The sequence below is a fragment of the Micromonospora cynarisoli genome, assembly GCF_030518815.1.
Lineage (GTDB): Bacteria > Actinomycetota > Actinomycetes > Mycobacteriales > Micromonosporaceae > Micromonospora > Micromonospora wenchangensis.
This window is the reverse complement of sequence record NZ_CP130426.1, coordinates 5785332-5811897: the sequence shown is the minus strand read 5'-3', so window position 1 is coordinate 5811897 and position 26566 is coordinate 5785332. Positions and strand designations below refer to the sequence as shown.

The 26566-nt window shown below is 71.8% G+C and carries 25 protein-coding genes; 12 read left to right on the top strand and 13 right to left on the bottom strand.

The window, feature by feature from the left end; all coding sequences use genetic code 11:
* Positions 1-96: 96 nt before the first annotated feature.
* Positions 97-567 (top strand): hypothetical protein, encoded by a 471-nt coding sequence (locus Q2K16_RS25585; RefSeq protein ID WP_302740715.1) that lies wholly within the window; start codon positions 97-99, stop codon positions 565-567.
* A gap of 182 nt (positions 568-749) precedes the next feature.
* Here Q2K16_RS25585 and Q2K16_RS33125 read toward each other — a convergent pair whose 3' ends face one another.
* Positions 750-1166 carry a hypothetical protein gene (locus Q2K16_RS33125; protein ID WP_368052509.1) on the bottom strand — a complete coding sequence of 139 codons (417 nt, stop codon included), beginning with the start codon at positions 1164-1166 and terminating at the stop codon, positions 750-752.
* Between the two features lie 758 nt (positions 1167-1924).
* On the opposite strand from Q2K16_RS33125, the gene mycP reads away from it, so the two are divergent.
* From mycP to Q2K16_RS25565, 3 genes are read left to right on the top strand one after another with little or no spacing between them, the layout of a single operon-like run.
* On the top strand, positions 1925-3052 hold the full coding sequence (gene mycP, locus Q2K16_RS25575; protein ID WP_489671936.1) for a type VII secretion-associated serine protease mycosin: 1128 nt from the start codon (positions 1925-1927) through the stop codon (positions 3050-3052).
* A 10-nt stretch (positions 3053-3062) separates the two neighbouring features.
* Entirely contained in the window at positions 3063-3719 is a 657-nt protein-coding gene (locus tag Q2K16_RS25570) for a Maf family protein (protein WP_302740713.1), read from the top strand.
* 9 nt (positions 3720-3728) lie between these two features.
* The gene (locus tag Q2K16_RS25565) at positions 3729-4382 is read left to right on the top strand and encodes an O-methyltransferase (protein WP_145917890.1); all 654 of its coding nucleotides are present in this window, start codon (positions 3729-3731) and stop codon (positions 4380-4382) included.
* 124 nt (positions 4383-4506) lie between these two features.
* Here Q2K16_RS25565 and Q2K16_RS25560 read toward each other — a convergent pair whose 3' ends face one another.
* The 3 genes from Q2K16_RS25560 to Q2K16_RS25550 form a co-directional block, all read right to left on the bottom strand.
* Positions 4507-5262, bottom strand: coding sequence for an ABC transporter permease (locus Q2K16_RS25560; RefSeq protein ID WP_145917889.1), 756 nt, complete (start codon positions 5260-5262; stop codon positions 4507-4509).
* A gap of 17 nt (positions 5263-5279) precedes the next feature.
* The gene (locus tag Q2K16_RS25555) at positions 5280-6239 is read right to left on the bottom strand and encodes an ATP-binding cassette domain-containing protein (RefSeq protein ID WP_302740712.1); all 960 of its coding nucleotides are present in this window, start codon (positions 6237-6239) and stop codon (positions 5280-5282) included.
* Between the two features lie 116 nt (positions 6240-6355).
* Positions 6356-7018 (bottom strand): PadR family transcriptional regulator, encoded by a 663-nt coding sequence (locus Q2K16_RS25550; protein WP_302740711.1) that lies wholly within the window; start codon positions 7016-7018, stop codon positions 6356-6358.
* A 131-nt stretch (positions 7019-7149) separates the two neighbouring features.
* Here Q2K16_RS25550 and Q2K16_RS25545 point away from each other — a divergent pair, with 131 nt between their 5' ends.
* Both Q2K16_RS25545 and Q2K16_RS25540 read left to right on the top strand, forming a co-directional pair.
* On the top strand, positions 7150-8901 hold the full coding sequence (locus tag Q2K16_RS25545; protein ID WP_302740710.1) for an acetyl/propionyl/methylcrotonyl-CoA carboxylase subunit alpha: 1752 nt from the start codon (positions 7150-7152) through the stop codon (positions 8899-8901).
* A gap of 77 nt (positions 8902-8978) precedes the next feature.
* The gene (locus Q2K16_RS25540; protein ID WP_302740709.1) at positions 8979-10418 is read left to right on the top strand and encodes a GuaB1 family IMP dehydrogenase-related protein; all 1440 of its coding nucleotides are present in this window, start codon (positions 8979-8981) and stop codon (positions 10416-10418) included.
* 329 nt (positions 10419-10747) lie between these two features.
* Here the strand turns inward: Q2K16_RS25540 and Q2K16_RS25535 are convergent, their stop codons facing one another.
* The gene (locus Q2K16_RS25535) at positions 10748-11317 is read right to left on the bottom strand and encodes a TetR/AcrR family transcriptional regulator (protein WP_302740708.1); all 570 of its coding nucleotides are present in this window, start codon (positions 11315-11317) and stop codon (positions 10748-10750) included.
* 84 nt (positions 11318-11401) lie between these two features.
* On the opposite strand from Q2K16_RS25535, the gene Q2K16_RS25530 reads away from it, so the two are divergent.
* The 4 genes from Q2K16_RS25530 to Q2K16_RS25515 are packed head-to-tail and all read left to right on the top strand — an operon-like array spanning position 11402 to position 16155.
* Positions 11402-11848, top strand: coding sequence for a DoxX family protein (locus Q2K16_RS25530; protein WP_302740707.1), 447 nt, complete (start codon positions 11402-11404; stop codon positions 11846-11848).
* Positions 11849-11873: 25 nt separating this feature from the next.
* Positions 11874-12404: a MarR family winged helix-turn-helix transcriptional regulator gene (locus tag Q2K16_RS25525; protein ID WP_302740706.1), complete on the top strand. Its 531-nt coding sequence runs from the start codon at positions 11874-11876 to the stop codon at positions 12402-12404.
* Positions 12398-14131: an ABC transporter ATP-binding protein gene (locus tag Q2K16_RS25520; protein ID WP_302740705.1), complete on the top strand. Its 1734-nt coding sequence runs from the start codon at positions 12398-12400 to the stop codon at positions 14129-14131. Before Q2K16_RS25525 ends, Q2K16_RS25520 begins: the two co-directional genes overlap by 7 nt.
* The gene (locus Q2K16_RS25515; protein WP_302740704.1) at positions 14128-16155 is read left to right on the top strand and encodes an ABC transporter ATP-binding protein; all 2028 of its coding nucleotides are present in this window, start codon (positions 14128-14130) and stop codon (positions 16153-16155) included. Before Q2K16_RS25520 ends, Q2K16_RS25515 begins: the two co-directional genes overlap by 4 nt.
* Before the next feature lie 51 nt (positions 16156-16206).
* Here Q2K16_RS25515 and thrS read toward each other — a convergent pair whose 3' ends face one another.
* The 3 genes from thrS to Q2K16_RS25500 all read right to left on the bottom strand — a co-directional run bounded on the left by thrS (position 16207) and on the right by Q2K16_RS25500 (position 19968).
* A complete protein-coding gene (gene thrS / locus Q2K16_RS25510; RefSeq protein WP_302740703.1) occupies positions 16207-17421 on the bottom strand; it encodes a threonine--tRNA ligase in 1215 nt (404 codons plus the stop codon).
* 269 nt (positions 17422-17690) lie between these two features.
* A complete protein-coding gene (locus tag Q2K16_RS25505) occupies positions 17691-18158 on the bottom strand; it encodes a hypothetical protein (protein ID WP_302740702.1) in 468 nt (155 codons plus the stop codon).
* A 406-nt stretch (positions 18159-18564) separates the two neighbouring features.
* The gene (locus tag Q2K16_RS25500; protein WP_302740701.1) at positions 18565-19968 is read right to left on the bottom strand and encodes an NAD(P)H-quinone dehydrogenase; all 1404 of its coding nucleotides are present in this window, start codon (positions 19966-19968) and stop codon (positions 18565-18567) included.
* 106 nt (positions 19969-20074) lie between these two features.
* Between Q2K16_RS25500 and Q2K16_RS25495 the strand changes: the two genes are divergently transcribed.
* Positions 20075-20530 (top strand): gamma-glutamylcyclotransferase, encoded by a 456-nt coding sequence (locus Q2K16_RS25495; RefSeq protein WP_067304651.1) that lies wholly within the window; start codon positions 20075-20077, stop codon positions 20528-20530.
* A 123-nt stretch (positions 20531-20653) separates the two neighbouring features.
* On the opposite strand, the gene Q2K16_RS25490 is transcribed toward Q2K16_RS25495, so the two are convergent.
* The 4 genes from Q2K16_RS25490 to Q2K16_RS25475 form a co-directional block, all read right to left on the bottom strand.
* Complete coding sequence (locus Q2K16_RS25490; protein WP_302740700.1) at positions 20654-21610, bottom strand: GNAT family N-acetyltransferase; 957 nt, start codon at positions 21608-21610, stop codon at positions 20654-20656.
* A 132-nt stretch (positions 21611-21742) separates the two neighbouring features.
* The gene (locus Q2K16_RS25485) at positions 21743-22492 is read right to left on the bottom strand and encodes an SCO6745 family protein (RefSeq protein ID WP_302740699.1); all 750 of its coding nucleotides are present in this window, start codon (positions 22490-22492) and stop codon (positions 21743-21745) included.
* A 31-nt stretch (positions 22493-22523) separates the two neighbouring features.
* On the bottom strand, positions 22524-23504 hold the full coding sequence (locus tag Q2K16_RS25480) for a hypothetical protein (RefSeq protein ID WP_302740698.1): 981 nt from the start codon (positions 23502-23504) through the stop codon (positions 22524-22526).
* A 3-nt stretch (positions 23505-23507) separates the two neighbouring features.
* Entirely contained in the window at positions 23508-24137 is a 630-nt protein-coding gene (locus tag Q2K16_RS25475; protein ID WP_302740697.1) for an MBL fold metallo-hydrolase, read from the bottom strand.
* A gap of 121 nt (positions 24138-24258) precedes the next feature.
* Between Q2K16_RS25475 and Q2K16_RS25470 the strand changes: the two genes are divergently transcribed.
* Entirely contained in the window at positions 24259-25275 is a 1017-nt protein-coding gene (locus tag Q2K16_RS25470; protein ID WP_302740696.1) for a DUF4349 domain-containing protein, read from the top strand.
* Here the strand turns inward: Q2K16_RS25470 and Q2K16_RS25465 are convergent.
* Positions 25232-26494: an amidohydrolase gene (locus Q2K16_RS25465; RefSeq protein WP_302740695.1), complete on the bottom strand. Its 1263-nt coding sequence runs from the start codon at positions 26492-26494 to the stop codon at positions 25232-25234. The genes Q2K16_RS25470 and Q2K16_RS25465 overlap by 44 nt on opposite strands.
* Positions 26495-26566 lie beyond the last annotated feature (72 nt).

Sequence of the window (26566 nt, the reverse complement as noted above, 5' to 3'; positions counted from 1 at the left end):
GCACAGTCGGCCCCCGAGTCGCTCGGGGCTGCCGAGATCGACGCCTTGCCACTAATCTCACTCTGGGAGACGGCGTCGTGACAGTCGGGAGGACCAGTGATCCCAGAGGAGGGCCGCCCAGCTTCCGGGGTGGGTGACTACGGCGGCATCGAGGCCGACATCCGACAGCTGCGGGAGTTCGCCGACCGGCTCCAGAACGAGGTCGAACGGAACTACACGCCGCACCTGCGTCACATCGCCGACGACATGACCGCCGCCGTGCCCAACCCGTGCGACGCCTTCGTCGAGCTGGTGCACTTCCTCCAGGCACACTGGGAGACCCAGCAGGCCACCTCCGACCTGGTGCACGGGCTCGCCGGCAACACCGGCCGGCTGGCCGCCGCCGCACACCGGATCGCCACCGACTACCAGGGGTCCGACGCGTTCGCCGACGCCCGGGTGGCCGACGTCGAACGCGCCCTGCACGACCCGCAGATCGCCGCGTCCACCCCGCTCACCGATCGTTCCTCGTGGACGGCCCCCGAACCCAACAGCCCGGAGAACCCGGGCCCGGTGGTGCTGCCGTGATCGAACGGGGCAGCGGTCGGACGTCCGGCCTCACCGACTGGCAACTGATGGACGTGCTCAGCATGTGGGCGTGCCTCCAGGACCAGGAGACGCCGGGGCACTGGAAGCACGTCGCGGGATGGCGCAAGGTCTGTGAACTCGCCCAGAACCACCTGCGGCAACTCCGGCAGTACCGCGCCGGCCTAGCCGAGGCGTGGCCGCCGGCCACGAACGCCGCCGCCAGGACGTACCTCGGAGAACTGGACGAGCTGATCAGCAAGGTGCAACGCACGCACGACACGGCAGCCGCCAACCACGACGCCCTCGCCGCCGTCGCCCGCGCCATCGACAGCACCAGACCTGAACTCAAGCGGATACGTGACGACTACGCCGAGAAGCTCGCCCGCAAGCGCGGGTACGAGGCGACGCTGGCCGACCCCAGGGCGGCGGCCGGCAGTCGCGTGGTGGACCCGCCGGTGACCGACGCGGACCTGGAACGGCTCAATGTACGGGCACGGGGGTTGATGTTCGGGCTCAGCGGCGAACTCCAACAAGCCCAAGCCATGCTCCAAAAACCCCCCGTTGCTCGACCTGTTCGAAAGGTTGACGATGAAGTACACGCGAGTAGCCTAGATGGCCAATCGGGACCCCTCATTCCTCCGATCATTCCCGCACCCATCAACCCTACAACAGAGGCTGATCGTTTATCATCAAGCAGGCGACCCACTCCCCCTTTGGCAACACCCAGCGCTGGACCAATCCTGGGTGGGGCCGGCGTAACAAGCAGCTCTCAATTGAGCAATACAGTCCTACCCGGCGCCAGCTCGACAGCGCCATCTATCAGCAACATGGGCCCTCAAATAAGTGGACCCTCCATGCTGCCCCCACAACCCCCACCTCAGATTCGCGGACCCGGAATACCCACAATCTCCCACCCAAAAGGAAGGCTGCCTTCCGCACTTCCTCAACCGACAATGCCCAACGGATTGATCGGCACTCCCCCTAGCATCAATTCAGGGCCACCGGGTAGTGCAGCCGCAACTAGACGCGTGAATCCGATCGGCGGCGTGATCGGGGGAGGGTCTGCCGGCACCGCCCCAACCGGTGCAGCCGGCACTAGGCCCGGCATCGGCCGCACCGCTCAATCGAGCGGACTCCACGGCCTACCGCCATTCGGAGGGGCACCCAATTTTGGAACGCATGCCGGTCCGGGCACCCACGAAAGCCGACCCGATCGACATAGCCCCAGCGAAGCGCGGTCACGGAACTGGGATAAGGACAATCCATGGGAGACCGATGAGGGGGTTGACCCGATCGTACTACCACCCGAAGACGAGGGGCCGATCGACCCTGGACCAGTAATCGGCTTCAGTCGATGATGCGAAAAGCTCACTATCTCGCGGTAACCTTCACAGCAATTGCGGGATTAGCCACTCCACCGCAAAGCTACACAGCCGCCGATCACCATCGCAAGGAACAATGGCACCTTTCATATCTAAAAACTGCCACGGCACAAGAAATAAGTCAGGGCTCCGGAGTCGTGGTCGCAGTTCCAGATAGCGGTGTTGATCGTCACCCCGACCTCGCCAGGAATATTCTGCCCGGGATGGATATAATTCCCGGCGGTAGCGGCGACGGGAGGAGCGACCGGGATGGCCATGGCACGGGAATGGCGGGCCTGATAGCCGCTCACGGCCGCGATAACAGCCACGGCATCATTGGAATCGCACCGAAAGCGAAGATACTCCCGATATTCTACTCACCACCCCACAAGGACGGAGACATCGATAATCTAGCCGCAGCAATCGAGTATGCGACGGCGAAGCACGCGGACATCATTAGCATCTCCGGCGTGGCGTCGATAAGCGCCCGCCTCCAACAGGCCGTTAGGGCTGCGCTCGACGCAGACATCATCGTCGTTGCCGCTGCGGGAAATCAGCCCAATTCATCAGCGGTTGAGTACCCAGCCAGCGAACGCCGAGTTTTGGCAGTCGGGGGAATTGGGCGCGACGGTAAGCATGCACCAATTTCTGTGAGTGGGCCGGAGATTGATGTTGTCGCTCCGGCGGTGGACATCTACAGCACCAGCATCAACGGCAAGTACCGCAAGGGCACTGGGACGTCCGATGCCACCGCCATCGTGGCTGGGGCGGCGGCGCTGGTCCGCTCGAAGTTCCCCTACCTCCCCGCCGCCGAGGTCGTCCACCGGCTCACCGCGACCGCTGTCGACAAGGGGCCACCCGGCCGGGACGACCAGTACGGCTATGGCGTCATCGACCTGGTGGCCGCGCTCACCGCCGACGTACCCCCGCTTGGTTTCGAGGGTGCGACGGCGACCCCGCCGGGCGGCGCGACGAGTGCCGCCGCCCAGCCTGCCGACGACGACGGCGGTGTAACCGTGCGGGGGTGGGTCACGTTGGGGGTGATCGTGGCGGCCGGCGGTGGGTTCGTGGTGTGGCGTCGGCGTCGACGTGCCGACGACCCGCCGCCGAGAATCAGCCGGTAGCGTCGGCCCCGTGTCGAACTCTCTGCCGCTCCGTCTCGTGCTCGCCTCGCAGAGCCCCGCCCGCCGCAAGTTGCTCCAGGCTGCCGGGATCGAACCCGACGTGCTGGTCAGCGGTGTCGACGAATCCCTGGTGGTTGCGGAACGGGCCGAGGATCTGTGCCTGGAGTTGGCCCGGCGCAAGTCGCGGGCCGTCGCCGACCGGCTGCGTTCCACTCCGGACGAGCGGACGCTCGTGTTGGGCTGTGACTCGGTGCTCGCGTTCGACGGTGAGATCCTCGGCAAGCCGGCGGACGCCGCCGACGCGACCCGCCGTTGGGAGCGGATGCGCGGACGCAGCGGGGTGCTGCACACCGGCCACTACCTGGTCGACGTGGGGCACGAATCGCGGGTCGGGGCGGTGGCCTCGACGGTCGTGCACTTCGCCGACGTCACCGATGCGGAGATCGCGGCGTACGTGGCCACGGGCGAGCCGTTGGCGGTGGCCGGCGCGTTCACCATCGACGGGTTGGGTGGGGCGTTCCTGACCGGGATCGAGGGTGATCCGGGCACGGTGGTCGGGTTGTCGTTGCCGCTGCTCCGTCGGCTCCTGCACGATCTGGGGCTGAGCATCACGGACCTGTGGACGAAGGTCGCGCCGGGAGCCCAGGAGGTCGAGTCGCTCGGCTAACGTCCGGTCATGACCACGAAGCCGTTGCCGCTGACGCCGGAACTACAGGCCTACATCGTCGCCCACGGTTCTCCGCCTGACGAGATCATCCGTGACCTGGCGGAGGAGACCCGGGCGGTGCTGCCGGCGCACGCCGAGATGCAGGTGGCGCCGGAGCAGGCGGCCTTCCTCACCTTCCTGACCCGGTTGCTGGGCGTACGGCAGGCTGTCGAGGTGGGCACGTTCACCGGGCTGTCGTCGCTGGCGATCGCCCGGGGGCTGCCCGAGGACGGCCGGTTGACCTGCTTCGACATCTCGGAGGAGTTCACCGGCATCGCGCGGTCGTACTGGCAGCGGGCGGGGGTGGCCGACCGGATCGAGTTGCGGATCGGCCCGGCCGCCGAGACGCTGCGGGAGCTGCCGCACGAGCGTCACCTGGACTTCGCCTTCATCGACGCCGACAAGGTCGGCTATCCGGTGTACTGGGCGGAGCTGGTGCCCCGGATGCGGGCCGGCGGGGTGATCGCGGTCGACAACACGCTGCGCGCCGGCCGGGTGCTCGCCCCGCGCGACGAGGCCGACCGGGCGATCGCCGCCTTCAACGACGAGGTGCTTGCCGACGTACGCGTCGACGCGGTGCTGCTGCCTCTCGCCGACGGCGTCACCCTCGCCCGGGTGCGCTGACGGGCACCGACGCCAAGGTCACCTCAAGTGCGCCGATGTAGCGGTGTCGGCGAGCGTCGACACCGCTACATCGGCGACTATTGAGCCGAGCCGGTTGCCGTGGCGACCGCCCCTCAGCGGGCGATCAGCGGACGCTGCGGGCGAACTGGCGGGCCGCCCAGAAGACGCCCGCGGCGGCGAGCACCGCGATGATGGCCAGCCCCTGCCACACCTTGTCGTTGGCGAGGTCGCCGGCGAACAGCGCCCGGGTGCCGTCGACCGCCCAGGAGAACGGGTTCCACTCGGCGACCCCCTGGAGCCAGCCGGGGGCGAAGGTGAGCGGCAGCAGGATGCCGGAGAGCAGCAGCACGGGCTGGGCCACGGTGTTCATCAGCGGGGCGAGCGCGTCCTCGCTCTTGACCTTGAGTGCGACGCCGTACGAGACGGCCGAGGTCATCAGTGCGATCAGGGCCAGCATCAGGTACGCCAGGAGCAGGTCCCCGATGAAGACCCGCAGGTCGAACAGGAGCGCCAGCAGGGTGATGATGACCGCCTGCACGATCAGCGAGACGACGTCGCGCAGGGAGCGGCCGAGCAGCAGGGCGAGCCGGCTGATCGGGGTGACCCGGGATCGCTCGATGACCCCGGCGCGCAGCTCGGCGATCAGGCCGAAGCCCTGGAACAGCCCGCCGAAGATGGCAAGCAGCACCAGCAGACCGGGTACGAAGATCTTGTACGCGGCGGCCTGGGTGGGCGCGTTCAGCGCCGGCTTGAGCAGCGGGGCGAAGAGCAGCAGGTACATCACCGGCTGGAAGACGCCGACGAAGACCCAGACCGGATTGCGCAGCAGCAGTTGGAGTTGGCGTTGGAAGATCAGCCAGGTGTCGCGGGCGAATTTCATCCGTGGTCTCCGGTGTCTCAGGACTCGCGCAGCGAGCGGCCGGTCTTGGTGAGGAAGACGTCGTCGAGGCTGGGACGGTGCAGCTCGATGGAACTCATGACCAGCCCGGCGTGGTCGAGCCGGCGCAGGATCTGCGGGATGGCGGTGGCGCCCTCGTCGACGTAGAGGCGCAACCCGCCCTCGTCGACGGTCTCCAGCTTGTTGAGGTACTCCTCGCCGTCGAGCAGCTGGGCGGCCTGCGGGGAGCTCGCCACGTCCAGGCCGACCAGCACGACGTCGCCGGAGATCTCCCGCTTCAGCTCGGCCGGGGTGCCCTCGGCGACCACCTCGCCGTGGTCCATGATCGCGATCCGGTCGCAGAGCGCGTCGGCCTCGTCGAGGTAGTGGGTGGTGATGAAGACCGTCATCCCCTCGGTACGCAGCCGGCGGATCTCGTCCCACATGTGCGCGCGGCTCTGCGGGTCGAGGCCGGTGGTCGGCTCGTCCAGGAAGACGATCTTCGGCTCGTGGATGATGCCGAGGGCGATCTCCACCCGTCGCCGCTGGCCGCCGGAGTAGGTCTTGCACTTGCGGTCGGCGTACTCGGTGAGCTGGAAGGCCTCCAGGGCGCGGACGGCGCGACGGTGCGCGTCGGCCTTGCCGATGCCGTACATCCGGGCGTGCAGGACGAGTTCCTCGCGGGCGGTGCACTCGTCCCAGGTGCTGCCGCCCTGGGCGACGTAGCCGATCCGGCGGCGCACCTCGGCCGGGTCCTTGCGCAGGTCGGCGCCGGCGATGGTGGCCTCACCGCCGTCCGGCTCGATGAGCGTGGCGAGCATCCGCAGGGTGGTGGTCTTGCCGGCGCCGTTGGGGCCGAGGAAGCCGAAGATCTCTCCCGCCGGGACCTGGAGGTTCACCCCCCGGACGGCGTCGACCGTTTTCGTCTCCCGACCCTGCCGGGAGCGGAACGACTTCCGCAGCCCCCTGGTCTCGATCATCTCTGCTCCTGGTCGTCCGGGCCGGGTGGTGCCGGCCGTCGTCTGCCCCCGTGACGCCATGTGGCGCGCTCCCGCCAACGGGCCGGAAGCAGGCTAACGCGATATAGCTCTTTTAGTCAACTTTGATTATTGCTTTTCTTGTCACGCGGCGGACCGCCGTCGGCCGTGCCGCGCGGCCGACCGCCATCGGTCCAGCCGGACCAGCCCTCCGTCCCCGTCACCCCAGCAGGCAGGTACGACACCCCCGCCTCGATCCGCTCGGCGATCCGTCCGCACCACGCCATCTCCGCCTCGGCCCGGGCCAGCCACAGCTCGAACATCCAGGTCACGTGCACCGGCCTGCTGTTGCGCATCCAGTCGGAGTCCAACGAGGCACGCATCGACTCGACACCGGCGCGCAGCAGGTTCGCCCGGTTGCGCAGCGCCGCCGCCGCCTCCTCGCGGGGCATCGCCGGCAGGAACGAGAAGGCCGCCGTGAACGGGTCGGGCACCTCGTGCAGCTGCCACCACTGCGCCCGCAGCAACGTCTCGAACTCCTCGTCCCCCTTGGGCGTCACCTCGTACGTGGTGCGCGCCGGACGGGCACCCACCTGCTCGGTGGCGACCGTCCGTAACAGTCCCTCCTCGGTCAGCTTGCGCAACGCGTGATAGATCGAGCCGGGCTGCACGTTCGCCCACTTGTCGGCACTCCAGCTCAACAGCTCGCGGCGTACGTCGTAGCCGTGCACGGGCTGCATCCACCGGACCAGCCCCAGGATCATCAACCGAGTCGCAGACACGGCACAAGCGTAATAACCAAGTTTGACTAGTCGACCGGGCCCACAGTGCGACATCCCACACTGAGTGATCGTTAGGGGGTCTCCGGGCTGCCGATACACTCCCCAGGCAACGACCCCGGGAGGAGCACCAGGTGCGCAAGGTACTCATCGCGAACCGTGGCGAGATCGCCGTCCGTGTCGTCCGGGCCTGTCGCGACGCGGGTCTGGGCAGCGTCGCCGTCTACGCCGACTCCGACCGGGACGCCCTGCACGCCACCCTCGCCGACGAGGCGTACGCCCTCGGTGGTGACACCGCCGCCGACAGCTACCTGCGGATCGACAAGCTGATCGAGGTGGCCCGGCGGGCCGGCGCGGACGCCGTACACCCCGGTTACGGCTTCCTCTCCGAGAACGCCGACTTCGCCCAGGCCGTGCTGGACGCGGGCCTGACCTGGATCGGCCCGACCCCGCAGGCGATTCGCGACCTCGGTGACAAGGTCACCGCCCGGCACATCGCCCAGCGGGCCGGCGCGCCCCTGGTCCCCGGCACCGCCGATCCGGTCGCCGACGCCGACGAGGTGACCGCCTTCGCCGTCGAACACGGCCTGCCGGTCGCCATCAAGGCCGCCTTCGGCGGCGGCGGGCGGGGCCTCAAGGTGGCCCGCGCCCTGGAGGAGATCCCGCACCTGTTCGAGTCGGCCACCCGGGAGGCGGTCGCCGCGTTCGGTCGCGGCGAGTGCTTCGTCGAGCGCTACCTCGACCAGCCCCGGCACGTCGAGGCACAGGTCCTGGCCGACCGGCACGGCAACGTCATCGTCGTCGGCACCAGGGACTGCTCCCTGCAACGACGGCACCAGAAGCTGGTGGAGGAGGCCCCCGCGCCGTTCCTCACCGACGCCCAGCGCCGCCAGATCCACGACAGCGCCAAGGCGATCTGCCGGGAGGCCGGCTACCACGGCGCGGGCACGGTGGAATACCTGGTCGGCGCGGACGGCACCATCTCCTTCCTGGAGGTCAACACCCGGCTCCAGGTGGAGCACCCGGTCACCGAGGAGACCGCCGGCGTCGACCTGGTCCGCGAGCAGTTCCGGATCGCCGACGGCGAGAAACTGCGGTTCACCGGGGACCCGACCCCGCGCGGGCACGCCATCGAGTTCCGGATCAACGGCGAGGACCCCGGCCGCAACTTCCTCCCCGCCCCCGGCACCATCACCGCGCTGCGCCTGCCCACCGGCCCCGGCGTCCGGGTCGACACCGGGGTGAGCGCGGGCGACGTGATCGGCGGCAACTTCGACTCGCTGCTGGCCAAGGTGATCGTCACCGGCGAGACCCGCGCCGAGGCGATCGAGCGGGCCCGCCGGGTGCTCGACGAGATGGTCGTCGAAGGGATGGCCACCGCGCTGCCGTTCCACCGCCTCGTCGTACGGGACCCGGCGTTCACCACCGAGCCGTTCACCGTGCACACCCGGTGGATCGAGACCGAGTTCGACAACACCGTCCCGGCGTTCACCCCGACCGCCGGCCCCGCCGAGGAGTCTGCGGCGCGCGAGACCGTCGTGGTCGAGGTGGGCGGCAAGCGGCTGGAGGTCACCCTCCCCGCCGGCCTCACCAGGGGTACGACCACCGCCGCCCCCGCCGCCCGCAGGCCGGCCCGTCGCGGCGGCGGCACCGGCACGGCTACGGCGGTCAGCGGCGACGCGCTCACCTCCCCCATGCAGGGCACCATCGTCAAGATCGCCGTCGCGGACGGGGACACCGTCGCCGAGGGGGACCTGGTCGTCGTCCTGGAGGCGATGAAGATGGAGCAGCCGTTGCACGCCCACCGGGCGGGCACGGTCGCCGGGCTGGCCGCCGAGGTCGGCGCGGTGCTCACCGCCGGCGCGACGATCTGCACCATCTCCTGAGCCGTACGCCCGCAGGGGCAGGGTGGTGTGAGCCACCGACTACGGCGGGACGGGCCGGAAGCGGGAATGATGACCGGGTGAGGTTCCTTCATGGCGCGGTGCCCGCGCACGACCTGACCTACAACGACGTCTTCATGGCCCCGGCCCGGTCCGAGGTGGGTTCGCGGCTCGACGTCGACCTGTCCACCGGTGACGGCACCGGCACCACCATCCCGCTGGTGGTGGCGAACATGACGGCGGTGGCCGGCCGCCGGATGGCCGAGACGGTGGCCCGGCGCGGAGCGATCGCGGTCATCCCGCAGGACATCCCGATCGAGGTGGTCGCCACCGTGGTCGAATGGGTCAAGCAGCGGCACCTGGTGCACGACACCCCGATCACGCTGGGCCCCACCGACACCGTCGGCGACGCCATCCACCTGCTGCCCAAGAAGTCGCACGGCGCGGTGGTGGTGGTCGACGAGGCCGGCCGCCCGGTGGGGGTGGTCACCGAGGCGGACACCCACGAGGTGGACCGGTTCGCCCAGCTCCAACACGTGATGTCGACCGAACTGCACACCGTGCCGGCCGACGCCGACCCGCGTACCGGATTCGAGCGGCTCAACGCGGGACGGCGGCGACTGGCCCCGGTGGTCGACGGCGACGGCCGCCTGGTCGGGGTGCTCACCCGGCAGGGCGCGCTGCGCGCCACCCTCTACAAGCCGGCCGTCGACGACCGGGGACGGCTACGTATCGCGGCGGCCGTCGGTATCAACGGTGACGTCACCGGCAAGGCCGAGGCGCTGCTCGCGGCGGGGGTGGACACCCTGGTGGTGGACACCGCGCACGGGCACCAGGAACGGATGATGTCCGCGCTGCGGGCGGTCCGCAAGCTCGACCCCCCGGTCCCGGTGGCGGCCGGCAACGTGGTCACCGCCGAGGGGGTACGCGACCTGGTCGAGGCGGGCGCGGACATCGTCAAGGTCGGGGTGGGTCCGGGGGCGATGTGCACCACCCGGATGATGACCGGGGTCGGCCGGCCGCAGTTCTCCGCCGTGCTGGACTGCGCGGCGGCGGCCCGGGCCCTCGGCCGGCACGTCTGGGCCGACGGCGGGGTACGCCACCCCCGGGACGTGGCGCTGGCGCTGGCCGCCGGGGCGTCCAACGTGATGGTGGGCTCCTGGTTCGCCGGCACCTACGAGTCGCCGGGCGACCTCTACACCGAGCCGGACGGGCGACGCTACAAGGAGAGCTTCGGGATGGCCTCGTCGCGGGCGGTCAGCGCCCGGACCGCCGAGGACAGCGCCTTCGACCGGGCCCGCAAGGCGATCTTCGAGGAGGGCATCTCCACCGCCCGGATGTACCTGGACCCGGCCCGCCCCGGCGTCGAGGATCTGATCGACGAGATCGTCTCCGGCGTACGCAGCGCCTGCACCTACGCCGGCGCCCGCACCCTGGACGAGTTCCACGAGCGCGCCCTCGTCGGGGTCCAGAGTCACGCCGGCTACACCGAAGGCATGCCCCTCCCCACCAGCTGGTAACTCCTCCCTCTGTCCGCCTTCCCTGCGCCCGCCCCGCCCCCGTGCCCTGCCTCTGTCCCCATCCCTGCCCCCGCCCCGCCTCGGTGATCAAGAGGTTTACGTCATCCGCGCCCCGCCAGCTGACCTTTCCTCTTGATCACCGCCGTAGCCAGCCCGGGGACGTCGGTGATCAAGAGGTTCGCGTCAGATCACCGCTCTGATCTGACGCGAACCTCTTGATCACCGGGGCGAGGCGGGGAGCAGGCGAGGCGGAGAGCGAGGCGAGGCGAGGCGAGGGGCGGGGGCGAGACGCGGAGGGGGAGGGAGGTGGGCGGGAAGATCGGTGGGGGTCAGAGTCGGGGGAAGAGGCGGCGGATGACGGTGCGGGCGGCGGTGCGGGGGTCGGACTCGACGTCGGGGGGTAGCGCGCCGGAGAGCCAGAGGGTGGCGAAGCCGTGCACGATCGACCAGGCGGCCAGCGCGTCCGTGCGCGCCTCGCCCGGCTCGGCCCGGTCCGGCGGTAGCGTCGCCACGCCGCTGTGCAGCGCCGCGCCGGCCCGTTCCCGGGCGGCCCGGACCTCGGGGGCGTCGGCCCGGTAGAGGTCGGGTCGGAACATCACCTCGAAGTGCGCCCGGTGGCGGACGGCGAAGTCCACGTACGCCACGCCCACGTCGAGCAGGTCGTCGCCGGCTGCGGTCAGGGCGGCGGCGAGCAGGTCGAACCCCTCGACGGCGAGCGCGGTGAGCAGCCCCGCCTTGTCGCCGAAGTGGTGGGTCGGGGCGGCGTGGGAGACGCCGGTACGGCGGGCGAGGTCGCGCAGGCTCAGGGCCGCCGGCCCGGCTTCCTCGATCGCCGTCACCGCCGCCGCGAGCAGGACGCGGGGCAGGTCGCCGTGGTGGTAGGGCCGGGTGACGGTCATGACACCAGGATAACTTTGCATTGACAAGAAGACCATCGGCGATCAAATCTTGTCAGGATAAAGATTTGCGCCGAGGAGGTATTCGTGGTTCCGTTTATCGCCCTGATCGTCGGCACCGCCGTCGCACGCCTGGCCGGACTGGCCGGCGTGGACGCGCTCGACGGCTGGCACCCCGCACTCCGCGTCGGGCTGGCACTACTGTTCATCATGACCGGTTCAGCCCATTTCGTCCCACCCCGTCGGGAGGACCTGATCGCCATGGTCCCGCCCCGACTGCCCCGCCCCGGCACGCTGGTCACGGTCACCGGGGTGTTGGAGTTGGCCGGCGCGGCCGGGTTGCTGATCCCGGCCACCGCCCGTCCGACCGCCGCCGGGCTGGCGCTGCTGCTGGTGGCGATGTTCCCCGCGAACGTCTCGGCGGCCCGGCGACGCCTGACCCTGGCGGGCCGCCCGGTCACCCCGCTCGGCACGCGTACGGCGATGCAGATCGTGTACGTCGGCACCGCCCTGACCGTTCTGTTTGGCCCCTGACGGTTTGGGGGCTAACATACTCAGCGTGCAGAGGGAACCACTTGTCGTCTTTCCCGCCGTGCTCCGTGACGTGCCGCTCGGGCGGCTGCTGTCGGTCGCCGGCCACCTCGTCGACCAGCACTGGGGTCGTTACCTTGCCGAACACCACGGCCTGACCCCGGCCGGGATGCGGGTGCTGTTCACCCTGAACCACCTCGACGACGCCACCCACCGGGACGTCGCCGACCGCTGCTTCGTCCGGCCGGCCACCCTCACCGGGATCGTCGACACCCTCGAACGGGACGGCTTCGTCGAGCGTCGCCGCGACGACGCCGACCGGCGCAGCGTACGACTGGCGCTGACCGACAAGGGACGGGAACACACCCGCACCCTGGTCGACCGGATGCGCACCGACACCCCGCTCACCTCCGTCGACGCCGACCCGGCCCGACGCGAGGTGATCCGGGATTTCCTGATCGAGGTCATCACGACCATGTCCGACGGGGAGGACAAGAGGTTGTCAACACAGCGCCAGGAAACGACCGACCACCCGAGGCCCGGGAGCCATCCGTGCTGATCAGCCTGCTGCGCCGCTACCTGCGGCCCTACCACCGGCCGCTGGGCGCGGTGGTGCTGCTCCAGTTCGTCGGCACGATGGCCTCGCTCTACCTGCCGAGCCTCAACGCCGACATCATCGACCTAGGGGTGGCCCGGGGCGACACCGACTACATCATCCGTACCGGCGGTTGGATGCTGCTGGTCAGCCTGGTCCAGATCGCCTGCGCGGTGACGGCTGTCTACTTCGGCGCACGGACCGCGATGGCCTTCGGCCGGGACGTCCGCGCGGCGATCTTCGGGCAGGTCAACCGGTTCTCCGCCCGCGAGGTGGCCCGCTTCGGCGCGCCCTCGCTGATCACCCGCAACACCAACGACGTGCAACAGGTGCAGATGCTCGTGCTGATGAGCTGCACCATGCTGGTCGCCGCGCCGATCATGAGCGTCGGCGGGGTGGTGATGGCGCTGCGGGAGGACATCGGCCTGTCCTGGCTGATGCTGGTCAGCGTGCCGGTGCTCGCCGTCGCGCTCGGCCTGGTCATCCGCCAGATGGTGCCCGGGTTCCGGCTCATGCAGACCCGCATCGACACGGTCAACCGGGTGCTCCGCGAGCAGATCACCGGCATCCGGGTGGTCCGGGCGTTCGTCCGCGAGCCGTACGAGACGCAGCGGTTCGGGGTGGCCAACGCCGACCTGACCGCCACCGCCCTGCGGGTCGGCCGGCTGATGGCGCTGATCTTCCCGGTGGTGATGCTGGTGCTCAACGTCTCCAGCGTCGCCGTGCTGTGGTTCGGCGCCCAACGGGTCGACTCCGGGCAGATCCAGATCGGCGCGCTGACCGCCTTCCTGGCGTACCTGATGCAGATCCTGATGGCCGTCATGATGGCCACCTTCATGCTGATGATGGTGCCGCGCGCGGCGGTCTGCGCCGAACGCGTCACCGAGGTGCTGGACACCGAGTCCTCGGTGGTCCCGGCAGCCAACCCGGTCACCCGGGTCGACGGCCACGGGGAGCTGGAACTGCGCGGCGTCGCCTTCCAGTACCCGGGGGCCAGCGCGCCGGTGCTGCACGACATCTCTTTCCGGGCCACCCCGGGGCGGACCACCGCCGTGATCGGGTCGACCGGCGCCGGCAAGACCACCCTGCTGACCCTGATCCCCCGGCTGGTCGACCCGACCGCCGGCACGGTGCTGGTCGACGGGGTCGACGTCCGCGAGCTGGCCCCGGAGGAGCTGTGGCGGCGGATCGGCCTGGTGCCGCAGAAGCCGTACCTGTTCACCGGCACGGTGGCGAGCAACCTGCGCTACGGCAACCCCGACGCCACCGACGAGGAACTGTGGACGGCGTTGGAGATCGCCCAGGCCCGCGACTTCGTGGCCCAGATGCCCGGCGGCCTGGACGCGGCGATCGCGCAGGGCGGCACGAACGTCTCCGGTGGGCAGCGGCAACGCCTCGCCATCGCGCGGGCGCTCGTCCGTAAGCCGGAGATCTACCTGTTCGACGACTCGTTCTCGGCGCTCGACCTGGGCACCGACGCCCGGTTGCGAGCCGCGCTGCGGCCGGTCACCGCCGACGCGGCCGTGGTGATCGTGGCCCAGCGGGTCTCCACGATCGTCGACGCCGACCAGATCATCGTGTTGGAGGACGGAGGCGTGGTCGGGATGGGCCGACACGACGAGCTGCTCGACAGCTGCCCGACGTACGCCGAGATCGTGGCGTCGCAGCAGACGGCGGGGGTGCCGGCATGACCGCCGTACCCGAGCAGAAGAAGGCCCCGGAGGCGACCACGCCGGAGCGGCTGCCGGCGGCCGGCCGGCGCGGTGGTGGGCCGCCGTGGATGAGCGCCGGCATGCCGGCGGAGAAGTCGATGAACTTCGGGCCGTCGGCCCGCCGGCTGCTCGGCCGGCTGCGACCGCACCGGGTGACGTTGACCGGCATCATCGCCCTGGCGGTGACCAGCGTCGGGTTCAGCGTGATCGGGCCGAAGATCCTCGGCCACGCCACCGACATCATCTTCGCCGGGGTGATCGGCCGGCAGCTTCCCCCAGGTGCCACCGTCGACCAGGCGGTGTCCGGGATGCGGGCCGCCGGCAACGACAACCTCGCCGATATGGTCGCCCGGATGGACGTGGTCCCCGGGGTGGGCATCGACTTCGACGCCCTCGGCCGGACGCTGCTGTTCGCCCTCGGCCTGTACGTGGCCGCCAGCCTGCTGATGTGGTGGCAGGGCTGGCTGCTCAACGGGGTCGTACAGGCCACCGTGCTGCGGCTGCGTGCCGAGGTGGAGGAGAAACTCAACCGGCTGCCGCTGCCCTACTTCGACCGACAGCCGCGCGGTGAGCTGCTCAGCCGGGTCACCAACGACATCGACAACATCTCGCAGACCCTGTCGCAGACGCTGAGCCAACTGCTCACCTCGCTGCTGACCGTGGTCGGCGTGCTGGCGATGATGTTCTGGATCTCGCCGCTGCTGGCGCTGGTCGCGCTCGTCGCGGTGCCGCTGTCGGTGATCGTGACGCAGCAGATCGCCAAGCGGTCGCAGCAGAAGTTCATCGCCCAGTGGACCCACACCGGTGAGCTGAACGGCCAGATCGAGGAGGCGTTCACCGGCCACGAACTGGTCAAGGTCTTCGGTCGCTCGCCGGAGGTGGAGGCCACCTTCCACGCCAAGAACGAGCAACTGTTCCGGGCCAGCTTCGGTGCCCAGTTCATCTCCGGGATCATCATGCCGGCGATGATGTTCGTCGGGAACCTCAGCTACGTGGCGATCGCGGTGGTCGGTGGACTGCGGGTGGCCTCCGGGGCGATGAGCCTCGGTGACGTGCAGGCATTCATCCAGTACTCGCGGCAGTTCACCCAGCCGCTGACCCAGGTCGCCTCGATGGCGAACCTGCTCCAGTCCGGGGTGGCCTCCGCCGAGCGGGTGTTCGCCGTGCTCGACGCCGACGAGCAGAGCCCCGACCCGGCCACCCCGGCCCGGGTCGACGTACCGCACGGCCGGGTCGAGTTCGAGAACATCTCCTTCCGGTACGACCCGGACACCCCGCTGATCGACGACCTGTCCCTGGTCGCCGAACCCGGTCACACCGTGGCCATCGTCGGCCCGACCGGCGCCGGCAAGACCACACTGGTCAACCTGGTGATGCGCTTCTACGAGCTGGACTCCGGGCGGATCACCCTCGACGGGGTGGACATCACCACGCTGCGCCGCGACGACCTGCGCGGCCGGATCGGCATGGTGCTCCAGGACACCTGGCTGTTCGGCGGCACCATCCGGGACAACATCGCCTACGGCCGGCCGGACGCCACCGAGGAGGAGATCCTCGCCGCCGCGCGGGCCACCTTCGTGGACCGGTTCGTCCGTAGCCTCCCCGACGGGTACGACACCGTCATCGACGAGGAGGGCAGCAACGTCAGCGCCGGTGAGAAGCAGCTCATCACCATCGCGCGGGCGTTCCTGGCGGAGCCGTCGCTGCTGATCCTCGACGAGGCGACCAGCTCGGTGGACACCCGTACCGAGGTGCTGCTGCAACGGGCGATGGCGGCGCTGCGGTCGGACCGGACCAGCTTCGTCATCGCCCACCGGCTGTCCACCATCCGCGACGCCCACCTCATCCTGATGATGGAGAACGGGCGGATCGTCGAGCAGGGCACCCACCAGCAACTGCTCGCCGCGCGGGGCGCGTACCACCGGCTCTACCAGGCACAGTTCGCCGCGGCGGTGGTCGACGACGAGGTCGCGCCGGCAGCGGCGGCACCGGCCCGGGGCTGAGTGACGGACCGGTGCGGGGGCCGGGGGCATCGTCCCCCGGCCCTCGCACCGTCAGTCGGCCGGGAGCAGCTCCGCCGAGCGGGCCGCCACCACCGCGCCGATCAGCCGCACCGCGTCCGCCGCCGGCATCGGGTCGAGGCTGCGGCCGTCGCGCAGCCGCAGGGCGACCGTGTCGTCGGCCGCCTCCCGGGCCCCGACCACCCCGACGTACGGCACCCGGCGGTGGGTCGCGTCGCGGACCCGGGAACCCAGCGAACCGCCCGCGTCCACCGCCACCCGCAGGCCGGCGTCGACCGCCCGCCGGGCCAACCGGTCCACCGCGTCGGCCTGCCCGGCGTCGACCGGCAGGAGCAGCAGCTGCACCGGGGCGTACCAGGGCGGGAAGGCACCCTGGTGCGCCTCGATCAGGTAGGCGAACAGCCGCTCCATGCTCCCGACCAGGCTGCGGTGCACCAGCACCGGCCGTTGCTGGGCACCTGCCGCATCGGTGTACGACAGGTCGAACTTCTCCGGCTTGTCGAAGTCGAGCTGCACGGTGGAGATGGTGGACTCCCGGCCGGCCGCGTCGACCACCTGGATGTCGATCTTCGGGCCGTAGAACGCGGCCTCGCCGGGGGCCTCCACGTGGTCCACGCCGTCGAGGGCGGCCCGGAGCAGCTCCTCGGCGCGCGCCCAGGACGCGTCGTCCCCGACGTACCTCGCGCCCGGCCCGCGCAGCGACAACCGGAACCCGGCCGGGCGGACGCCGAGCGCGGCGTGCGCCTGGCGGATCAGCCGCAGGATCTCCCGAACCTCGTCGCCGACCTGGTCGAGGGTGCAGAAGTTGTGCGCGTCGTTGAGCGAGATCGCCCGCACCCGGGCCAGGCCGCCGAGCACCCCGGACCGCTCCGCCCGGTACATTCCGCCCAGCTCGCCGACCCGTAGCGGCAGCTCCCGGTAGGAGCGGCCCCGGGCCCGGTAGACCAGCGCGTGGTGCGGGCAGAGCGCCGGCCGGAGCAGCAACTCGTCGTCGCCCAGCCGCATCGGCGGGAACATCTCGTCGGCGAAGTGACCGAGGTGCCCGGACAGGGCGAACAGCTCGCGCCTGCCCAGCGGTGGCGAGTACACGTGCTGGTAGCCGGCCCGACGCTCCAACTCGCGGACGTACTCCTCGACGGCGTGCCGGGCCGCCGCGCCGGCCGGCAGCCAGATCGGCAGCCCGGCGCCCGCCAGCGGGTCGGAGACGAACAGGTCCAGTTCGCGGCCGAGCCTACGGTGGTCGATCATGTCGCGCTCCTTGATCGGGTACGAGCCGGAGGCGACCGTGCCCGGAACGCCACGAGGCCCCGGGCGGATCGCCCGGGGCCTCGTCGACGGAAGACGTCAGTGCGGCACGCCGGGATCTCCCGGCGTCGTGGTCACCACGGCACTGCGCATGCCGTCACCGTACGACCTCCGCTACGCCGGGGCGACCGCATTTTCTCCGGCCGGCGCCGACCAAGCAGCAAGCGGCCGCGCTCTCCCTGGTGGAGGGCGGGGCCGCGGTGCGTCCGGGGTCAGGTCACGCCGAGGCTGATGGGCTTCCCCAGGTCGACCTCGTCGAACTGGACCTTGTCACGACGGGACACCTGCACCCCGTAGATGCCCTTGCCGCTGGGCACTCCAGAGATCGTGAAGGGGAACAGGCAGGAGGTGGCCCGGGTAGCGTCGGTCGGGTCGATGACGGGCTGCCCGACGTCCAGCTTGCCGACGGCGAGGTGCACACCGGCAGCGTCGGTGATGATGACCCGGGTGCCGCGCGCGATGTCGTCGTGGCCGCCCACGCCCGCACAGATTCGGTTCTTCTCGGACCAGGTGAAGGTCGACTGCTCCAGGGTGAAGGTGCCGCGCACGAGCAGGGGCGGGGGCAGCGGGGCACGGCTGGTCGCGGCAGGCGTGGGTGCGGCGGTCGGCTCGGGGTCGCCGCCGCAGCCGGCCAGCAGGAGCACGGCGGCGGTGAGCGCGGTGAGGTGGCGGGGGGTCATGCCGGGCACCGTATCGGCGGCCGGCAACGGGGCAGGGTGATCGTCGGGGAGTCTGACGGTGGGGGCCGGGTGGCCGGCCCTCGTTCCGGTCAGCTGACAAGGGGGAGGGTCGCCGGCACGGGACCTGCCGGCGACCCTCGGCGGCCCACTCGTCAGGAACGGGGGACCTGACGGTGTGGGGGCCGCGCGTACCCAACGGTACGCCGACGCCCTCCGCTTCGCCGACCCCCTCCCGCCGGCCGCGCTGGGCGGCAGCCGCCGTGCGGCGGGCGGCGCACCACCCTGGTATGCGCAGCCACGCGGTCACCGACGGTGGCTGTGTCACCGCTTCAGCGGCATCCCGCCATTCCGATACCGCTACATCGGCCCATGTGGGCCACGACCGGCGTCCGACCCGGGCCAGGGGTCATTCGAGTTCGTGGAGCATGAGCTGGCGGGCGGCCTCGGTGATCGAACCGGACAGGCTCGGGTAGATCGTGATGGTCTGGGCCAGTTCGTTGACGGTGAGGTTGTTCTCGATCGCCATGGTGATCGGCAGGATCAGCTCACTGGCCTTGGGGGCCACCACCACGCCGCCGACCACCTGGCCGGTGGACGGGCGGCAGAACAACTTGACGAACCCGTCGGCCAGGTCGTCCATCTTGGCGCGGGCGTTGCCGGTCAGCGGCAGCATCACCTGACGGGCCAGGGTACGGCCGGCGTCCGCCTCGTCCTGGGAGACGCCGACGGTGGCCAACTCCGGATCGGTGAAGACGTTCGCGGCGACGGTACGCAGCCGCAGTGGCCGGACCGCCTCGCCGAGGGCGTGCCACATCGCGATCCGGCCCTGCATGGCGGCCACGCTGGCCAGCGGCAGGACCCCGGTGCAGTCGCCGGCGGCGTAGATGCCGGGGACGTTGGTACGCGACACCCGGTCGACGGTGACGTAACCGCCCTTGGCCAGCTCGACGCCGTACTCGGCGAGGCCGAGGTCGGCGGTGTTCGGGATGGAGCCGACGGCGATCAGGGCGTGCGAACCGGTCACCACCCGACCGTCGGAGAGGACCACCTCGACGCCGTCGCCGACGCGTCGGACCGCGTCCGCCCGGGAGTTGTTGAGGATGGTCATGCCCCGGCTGCGGAAGACGTGCTCGATGGCCATCGCCGCGTCGGCGTCCTCGTGCGGCATCACCCGGTCCCGGCTGGACACCAGGGTCACCTCGACCCCCATCGCCAGGTAGGCGCTGGCGAACTCGGCCCCGGTGACGCCGGAACCCACCACGATCAGGTGGGCGGGCAGCTCGGGCAGGTCGTACACCTGCCGCCAGGTGAGGATGCGCTCCCCGTCGGGCAGCGCGGTGGGGAGCTGACGCGGGGTGGCACCGGTGGCCACCAGCACGGTGGAGGCATCGATCGTGTACTCCCCGCCACCGTCGGCGGGGGTGACGACGACCCGATGGGTGTGACCGAGAGTGTCCTCGCCGATCCGGGCGGTACCCGCGACGAAGGTCACACCCGCCTTGATCAGTTTGGTGTGGATGTCGGCGGACTGGGCCAGGGCGAGCCGCTTCACCCGCGCGTGCACGGCCCGCGCGTCGACCGTGACCGCCTCCAGCCCGTCGGAGTGGATGCCGAACTCCTCGGTGTCCCGGTAGCCGGTCACCACCTCCGAGCTGGCGATGAAGGTCTTCGACGGGACGCAGTCGGAGAGCACGCAGGCCCCCCCGGCGCCCTCGGCCTCCACCACGGTGACGTCGGCGTCCAGCTGGGCGGCGACCAGGGCCGCCTCGTAGCCGGCCGGCCCCCCGCCGATGATCACGATGTGGCTCACAGCCCTCGCCCTTCCTCGGTGCTCACAGTGACTTTCTTCTCCCGAACCCGTCCGACACGCACTGTCGTATTCTCCCCCACCCGTCCGCCGGGCTATCGTCATCGCCGTGCGTCACTACGCGGCCTACGGCTCAAACCTGGACCCCGCCCGGATGCGGGCCTACTGCCCGCATTCGCCCATGGTGGGCGTCGGCTGGCTGGAGGGGTGGCGGCTGACCTTCGCCGGTGAGGACGTGATCGGCTGGGAGGGGTCCGTCAGCACCGTGGTCGAGTCCCCGGGCGACCGGGTCTTCGTGGCGCTGTACGACATCGACCCGTACGACGCCGCCCAGCTCGACGAGTTGGAGGGCGTCACCGCCGGCACGTACCGCAAGCTCACCGTGCGGGTCTCGACGCTGGACGGGGACGTGACCGCCTGGGTGTACGTCTTCGACGGCTACGAGGGTGGCCTGCCGACCGCCTGGTACCTGTCGGAGATCGCCAACGCCGCCGAGAAGGCGGGCGCGCCCGACGACTACGTCTCCGAGCTGCGGTCCCGCCCCACCGGCACCGCCTCGGCGTAACGCGTATCGCACCGGTCCAGTGTGCTCCCGGCGGCGGGGCCACCCGACGGCGACCCCGGCGGGCGTCACCCTGCACACACCGGGCCGGCCGACGGCAGCCGCCCCGCACCGGGGGCGGTCCGCTCAGGCGGCGGGCACGCTCCGCTCGTACAGGTCGATCCAGCGGGTCTCGCGCAGCCCGACCGCGCGGTAGAGGGTGACCGGGGTGGTCGGGTTGGCCAGGTCGAAGCCGAGCCCGGCGTGGCCCCGACCCTTGGCCGCGTACACCGCGAACGCCCGCCGCAGCAGCGCCGCCCCCACCCCGCGCCGCCGGTACGCGGGCAGCACCGACAGCGTGCGCACCCAGCCCATGTCCTGGTCCAGTGCCTGGTCCGACGAGTTGAGCGCGCCGGCCGGCTCGCCGTCGACCTCGGCGAGGAACCACTCGTCCCAGACCCGCCCACCGTCGGTGAGCCGGTCCCGCCAGCCCTCGAACCCGGCCGGCTCGTAGTCCGGGGTGTCCCGGAAGGCGGTGTCGTGGATGTGGTGGAACAGCCGCAGGTCGGCCTCGTCACCGGCCCGCAGTGGCCGGACGGTCACCCCGGGCGGGGGTGGCGGCTCGGCGGGCAGGTCGGCCAGCGACCGGCTCATCCGCACGTACCGTTTGGCCCGGGTGAACCCGGCGGCGGTCAGCTCGCCGGCCCAGCGGGTCTCCGGCGCGCAGACGGCGGCGCGGACGGTCAGCGCGGGCCGGCCCCGCTCGGTGGCACGTTCGGCGACCCGGTGCAGCATCCGGTCGAGCAGCACGGCACGCAGCTCCGTCGCGCGGTCCGGGTCGACGAAGACGTCGACGTGTTCGCGGCCCACCCCGGTCGGGTTGTCGACCAGGCTCCAGCCGACCACCTGCCGGCCAGGATCGGTCAGCAGCCAGGAGTCGCGCTGCGGGTCGAAGAACGGCGCGGTCAGCGCGGCCCGGACGTCGTCGGCGTCGAAGTCGGGGTGGCCGATGGCGAACGTGTCGGCGGCGTGCACCACGGCGAGCAGCGCGGGCACGTCGTCGAGGGTGGGACGGCGGGCGGTCCAGCCGGCGGGGAGCGTCACGCCGCAGATCCTGGCAGCCCGCCCGCCGCCCCGCCGCCGATTTTCCGGGCCACCGGCCCGGTCACGCCGGTCCGGGACCGGGCGCCGGCTCAGCGCGCCGGCGGGCCCCTCGGACCGGGCCCGGTGGGCGGGTCAGCCGTCCGCGTCGGCGCGCAGCCGGGCCCGCACGTCGGTGAGCAACTCGATCAGCTCCCGGCCCTCGGCCGGGCGCAGCGCCCGGAAGCCGGCCGAGACCAACCGGTCGGTCACCGCCTCGGCCCAGAGTCGACGCCGCACCAGTGGCCCGACCGGCGGGTACGGCGGGGACCACCCGCACGCCGCCGCCCCGGCCTCCCCCTCCGGCCCGGCCAGCACCGCCTCCAGCGGGGTCATCCCGGCGGCCCGCACGGCGAGCAGGTAGGCCCCGGTGAAGTGTTCCCGCAGCAGCAGGAGGGCCACGGCGGCCCGGGCGCCCTCGGCGTGCGCGGGCAGCGGCATCGCCCGCCAGGCGGCGAACAGCGGCATGCCCGTCGCGTCGGCCGCGGCCACCACCCGTTCCAGCAGGGCGGTCAGCCGGGGTGTGCCGGGCAGGTCGTCGAGATGCTGGGCGCCCCACCGGCAGCACTCGGTCAGGTGGGCGGTGGCCACCTCCAGCGGCCGGACCACCCGGACGGCGGTGTCCCATCCGTCGGCGACCGCCTCCGGGGCGAGGAAGCCGAGCGCCGCCACCACCGTCTCGGCCCGGATGTCGCCCAGCGCGCCGGCCCGCCCGGTGACATAGAACGCCCAGCCCGGGATGCCCATCGTCCTGGCCCGGCGCAGGGTCCCCGGGCAACGGCTGAACAACTCCCCCAGCTCCAGCACGGCGGGTTTGCTCCCGGCGGCCACCTGTTCCGGCGTCATCCCGCACGCCCGCGACACGCATTCATCGCGTTCAGTCTGCCTCCTCACCGCCCGCCGTGGGGTCCGCCTCCTCGGCGTCCACCGCCTCGATCGCGCCCTCGACCTCACCGGTGCGGCGACGGGCCGCGGTGAGCGTCCGCTCGGCCGCCCGGCGGGCCAGTTTCGCCCGGCTCAGCTCCTGTTCGGCGACGGCCCGACGGCGCTCCAGTTCGGCCAGTTCACCCTCGATCCGGTCGAGCGCCGCGGCGCTGTCCCGCTCGGCCGTCGTCGTGCCGTCCAGGTCCCGTTCGGCCCGCCGCTGGGCGGCCCGCGCCGCCGCCAGTTCCCGGTCCAGGGCCCGGCGGTGCTTGGCCTGTTCGGCCCGGGCGGCCCGCGCCGCCACCTGCGCGTCCCGGGCCCGGCGCGCCCCGCCCCGGTCGGCCTCCCGCTGCGGTACGCCGCCCGCCGCCCGGGCACCGGCACGCTCCGCCCCGCCGCCGGCAGCCGCCTCCCCGCCGCCGGTGACCAGTCGGAGCTGTGGGCGGGGCACCTCGCCGAAGCCGGAGTGGTGCACCGCCTTCAGCAGCCGTCCGGTGCGGACCTGCTCGGCGACCGCAGTGTCGGCGAGCGCCGCGTGCAGGGTGGCCTCGACCTCGGCCAGCGGGAGCCGGGCGGCGGGCGGCGCGTCGGGAAGGTCAGCGGCGATCCGGCGTACCTCGGTGACCAGGGCGGCGACCAGTTCCCGCCGCTGGGCGGAGAGTTCCCGCAGCCGGGGGCCCCTGAGGTCACGCTGGGCGGTGCGCAGCGCCTCGGCCAGCGGCCCGAGATCGGCGACCAGGTCGGGACGGTCCAGGGCGAGGAGGTTCACCAGCCAGGCCGCCACCGTGGGCCGTTTCCAGCCGGCGATCCGCCGGGCGGTGGCCGGGTCACCGGCTTGGCGGGCCTCGGCGACGGCGGCGTCCCGGGCGGCGACGAACCGGTCGGGCGGGGTGCGGTAGAGCTGCCGGGCCAGCTCGGACTCGTCGACGGCCACGGGTCAGGCGTCGATCCGGCTGCCCGGCTCCAGCCGCTGGTAGTCGGTCCGGGACAGCGCCGTGTACTGCCTGTCGAGCACGCCGTAGCCGTTGTCGTTGAGCAGCGCGTCGTGCAGGGCGTACGCCCGGCGCGGGGCGACCGCCCGGATGAAGTCGACCACCTCGGAGAACTTCGACCAGGGCGCGTGGATCGGGGCGAAGAGCGTCTGCACCTCGACGTCGGTGGGGACGTGCAGCGCGTCGCCGGGGTGGTAGACCGTGCCGTCGAACAGGTAACCGACGTTCTCCACCACCGGGATGTCGGGGTGGATGACGGCGTGCCGGCCGCCGACGGCGCGGACCGGGATGCCGGCGACGGTGAACGTGTCGCCCGGGGCGACCGGGGTGAGCGCCTGCGCCGCGTCGCCGAGGACCGCGCCGAGGGCGGCCGGCCCGTACACCGGGAGCGGTTCCCGGTCCAGCCGGCGGGTGAGCGCGGCCACGTCGAGGTGGTCGGGATGTTCGTGGGTGACCAGCACCGCGTCCGCCCCGTCCAGCGCCGCCGCCTCGCTGAACACGCCGGGGTCGACGACCAGCACCGCCCCGTCGCGTTCGATGCGGAGGCAGGAGTGCGTGTACTTGGTGAGCCGCATCGTGACTCCTCGAATATCGAATCGTGATGTCCTCAGCGCAGTCTGCCGGAACCGGGGCGGCCGTGCGCCGCGTCCGAGCTATCGCCCCGGAACCGGGGGACGGACGACGACGGGAGCGGGGATGACACTGAGGACGGCGAGAGCCGGGGCGCGGGCCCTGGCGGCGATGGGGTTGGCGGCGCTGCTGCTGGCCGGGTGCGGGGCGAACGACCGGGGCGGCGATTCGGCCGGCTCGGCGCCGGCCGAGAAGGCACCGGTCCAGGGGGCACCGGGCGGCGCGGCACCGGACCGGGACGCGGCGGCGGGGCAGGCCGGCACGGGCGCCCCTGACCTACGGGTCGACCAGCGGGCGATCATCTACACCGGAACGATGCGGGTGCAGGTGGACGACGTCGAGGCGGCGGCCCGGCGGGCGGTGGAGGCGGTCACCGCCAGCGGCGGGTTCGTCGGTGGGGACCAGCGGCGCAGCGTCTCGGCGTCCGCGCAGGCGGAACTGGAGCTGCGGGTGCCGGCGGCGAAGTTCACCGCGCTCGTCGACGAGCTGGCCACCTACGGGCGGCAGCAGCGCCGCGAGATCCGTACCCAGGACGTCACCGAGGAGACGGTCGACCTGGACGCCCGGATCATCACCCAGCGGGCCCGGGTGGACAGTGCCCGCCGGCTGCTGGCGCGGGCCGACACGGTGCCCGAGCTGGTCTCCCTGGAGAACGAGGTGAGCCGCCGGGAGGCGGATCTGGCCTCGCTGGAGGCGAAGAAGCGTCGGCTGGCCGACCTGACCGCGCTCTCCACGGTCACGGTGACCTTCGTCGGCCGGGACGCCTCGACGGCCGACGACGAGCAGGAGGAGGACCGGACCGGTTTCATGGTGGGCCTGCGCGGCGGCTGGACCGTCTTCCTCGCCTCGATGGGCGTGCTGCTCACCGTGCTGGGGGCGTTGCTGCCCTGGCTGCTGCTCATCGGGCTGCCCGTGACGGTGGCCGTGGTGCTGCTGCGTCGGCGACGCCGCCAGCGGCGGCCCGCGCCGCCGACGGGACCGGTCGGCGGGGGCCACCCGCCGGTGGGACCGGGCGGCGGCGGGGGCCACCCGCCGGTGCCTAGCGGACCGCCGCCAGTGCCCGCAACGCGGTCTGCACCATGAGCCGCACCCCGACCGGGATGGCCCGCTCGTCGACGTCGAACGACGCGCGGTGCAGGTCGACGGTGGGGCCACCGACCCGGCCGACGCCGAGCCGGGCCAGCGCGCCGGGGACGTGTTCGAGATACCAGGAGAAGTCCTCGCCGCCCATGCTCTGCGGGGTCTCCGCGATCCCCTCCGGGCCGAGCGCGGCGGCGGTGGCGGCGGTGAGGATGCCGATGGCGCGGGCGTCGTTGCTGACCGGCGGCCGGCCGCGCAGGTATTCCAGGTCGACGGTGGCGCCGGTGGGCGCGAGGACGTCCCGGACGACCTGAGCGACGATCTGGGGGGCCCGCTCCCAGGTGTCGCGGTCCATCACCCGCAGGGTGCCGGCCGCACACGCCTCGGACGGGATGACGTTGTACCGGGTGCCGGCCGAGGCGTGGCCGAACACCAGCAGCAGCCCGCTGTTGGCCGGCACCCGGCGGTTGACCAGGGACGGAACCTCGGTGACCAGGCGGCCGAGCGCGTCGACCAGGTCGACGGTCAGGTGCGGGCGGGCGGTGTGCCCGCCGGGCCCGGTGAGTTTCACGGTGACGTTGTCGGCCGCCGCGGTGATCGGGCCGACCCGCAGCCCCACCTTCCCCACCGGCTGGTTGGGGTCGCAGTGCAGGGCGAAGATCTGGACGACGTCCTCCAGCCCACCGGCCTCGATGACCTCCAGCGAGCCGCAGGGCAGGATCTCCTCGGCCGGCTGGAAGATGAGCCGGACCCGGCCGTCGAGCTGGCCGGCGTCGGCGAGCTGGGCCAGCATCATGCCGACGCCGAGCAGCACCGCGGTGTGCACGTCGTGGCCGCAGGCGTGGCAGACCCCCTCCACGGTGGACCGGTAGGGGACGTCCTTGGGGTCGGTCAGCGGCAACGCGTCGATGTCGGCGCGGAGCGCGACGACCGGGCCGTCCGGCCGCCCGTCGATGTCGCAGATCACCCCGTTGCCCTTGGGCAGCAGTCGGGGGTGCAACCCGGCGAGGGTGAGTTCCCGGGCGATCAGCGCCGCCGTCTCGAACTCCTCCCCGGACAGTTCCGGGTGGGAGTGGAGGTGGCGGCGGGTGGCGATCAGACCGGGTACCCGCAGCGCGAGCAGGTGATCCAGATCGTGGGGCAGGGGCTGGGACCCGGACGGCGCCTCCGGCCAGGACGACGCCAGCTGGCTGCCGTTCGGCAGCGTCAACGCACTCGTCACGTCGAATTCTCGATCACTAGAAATGGATGGATCTTCGGGGAGGACAGCAGACAGCCTAGACCTCCGATGGTG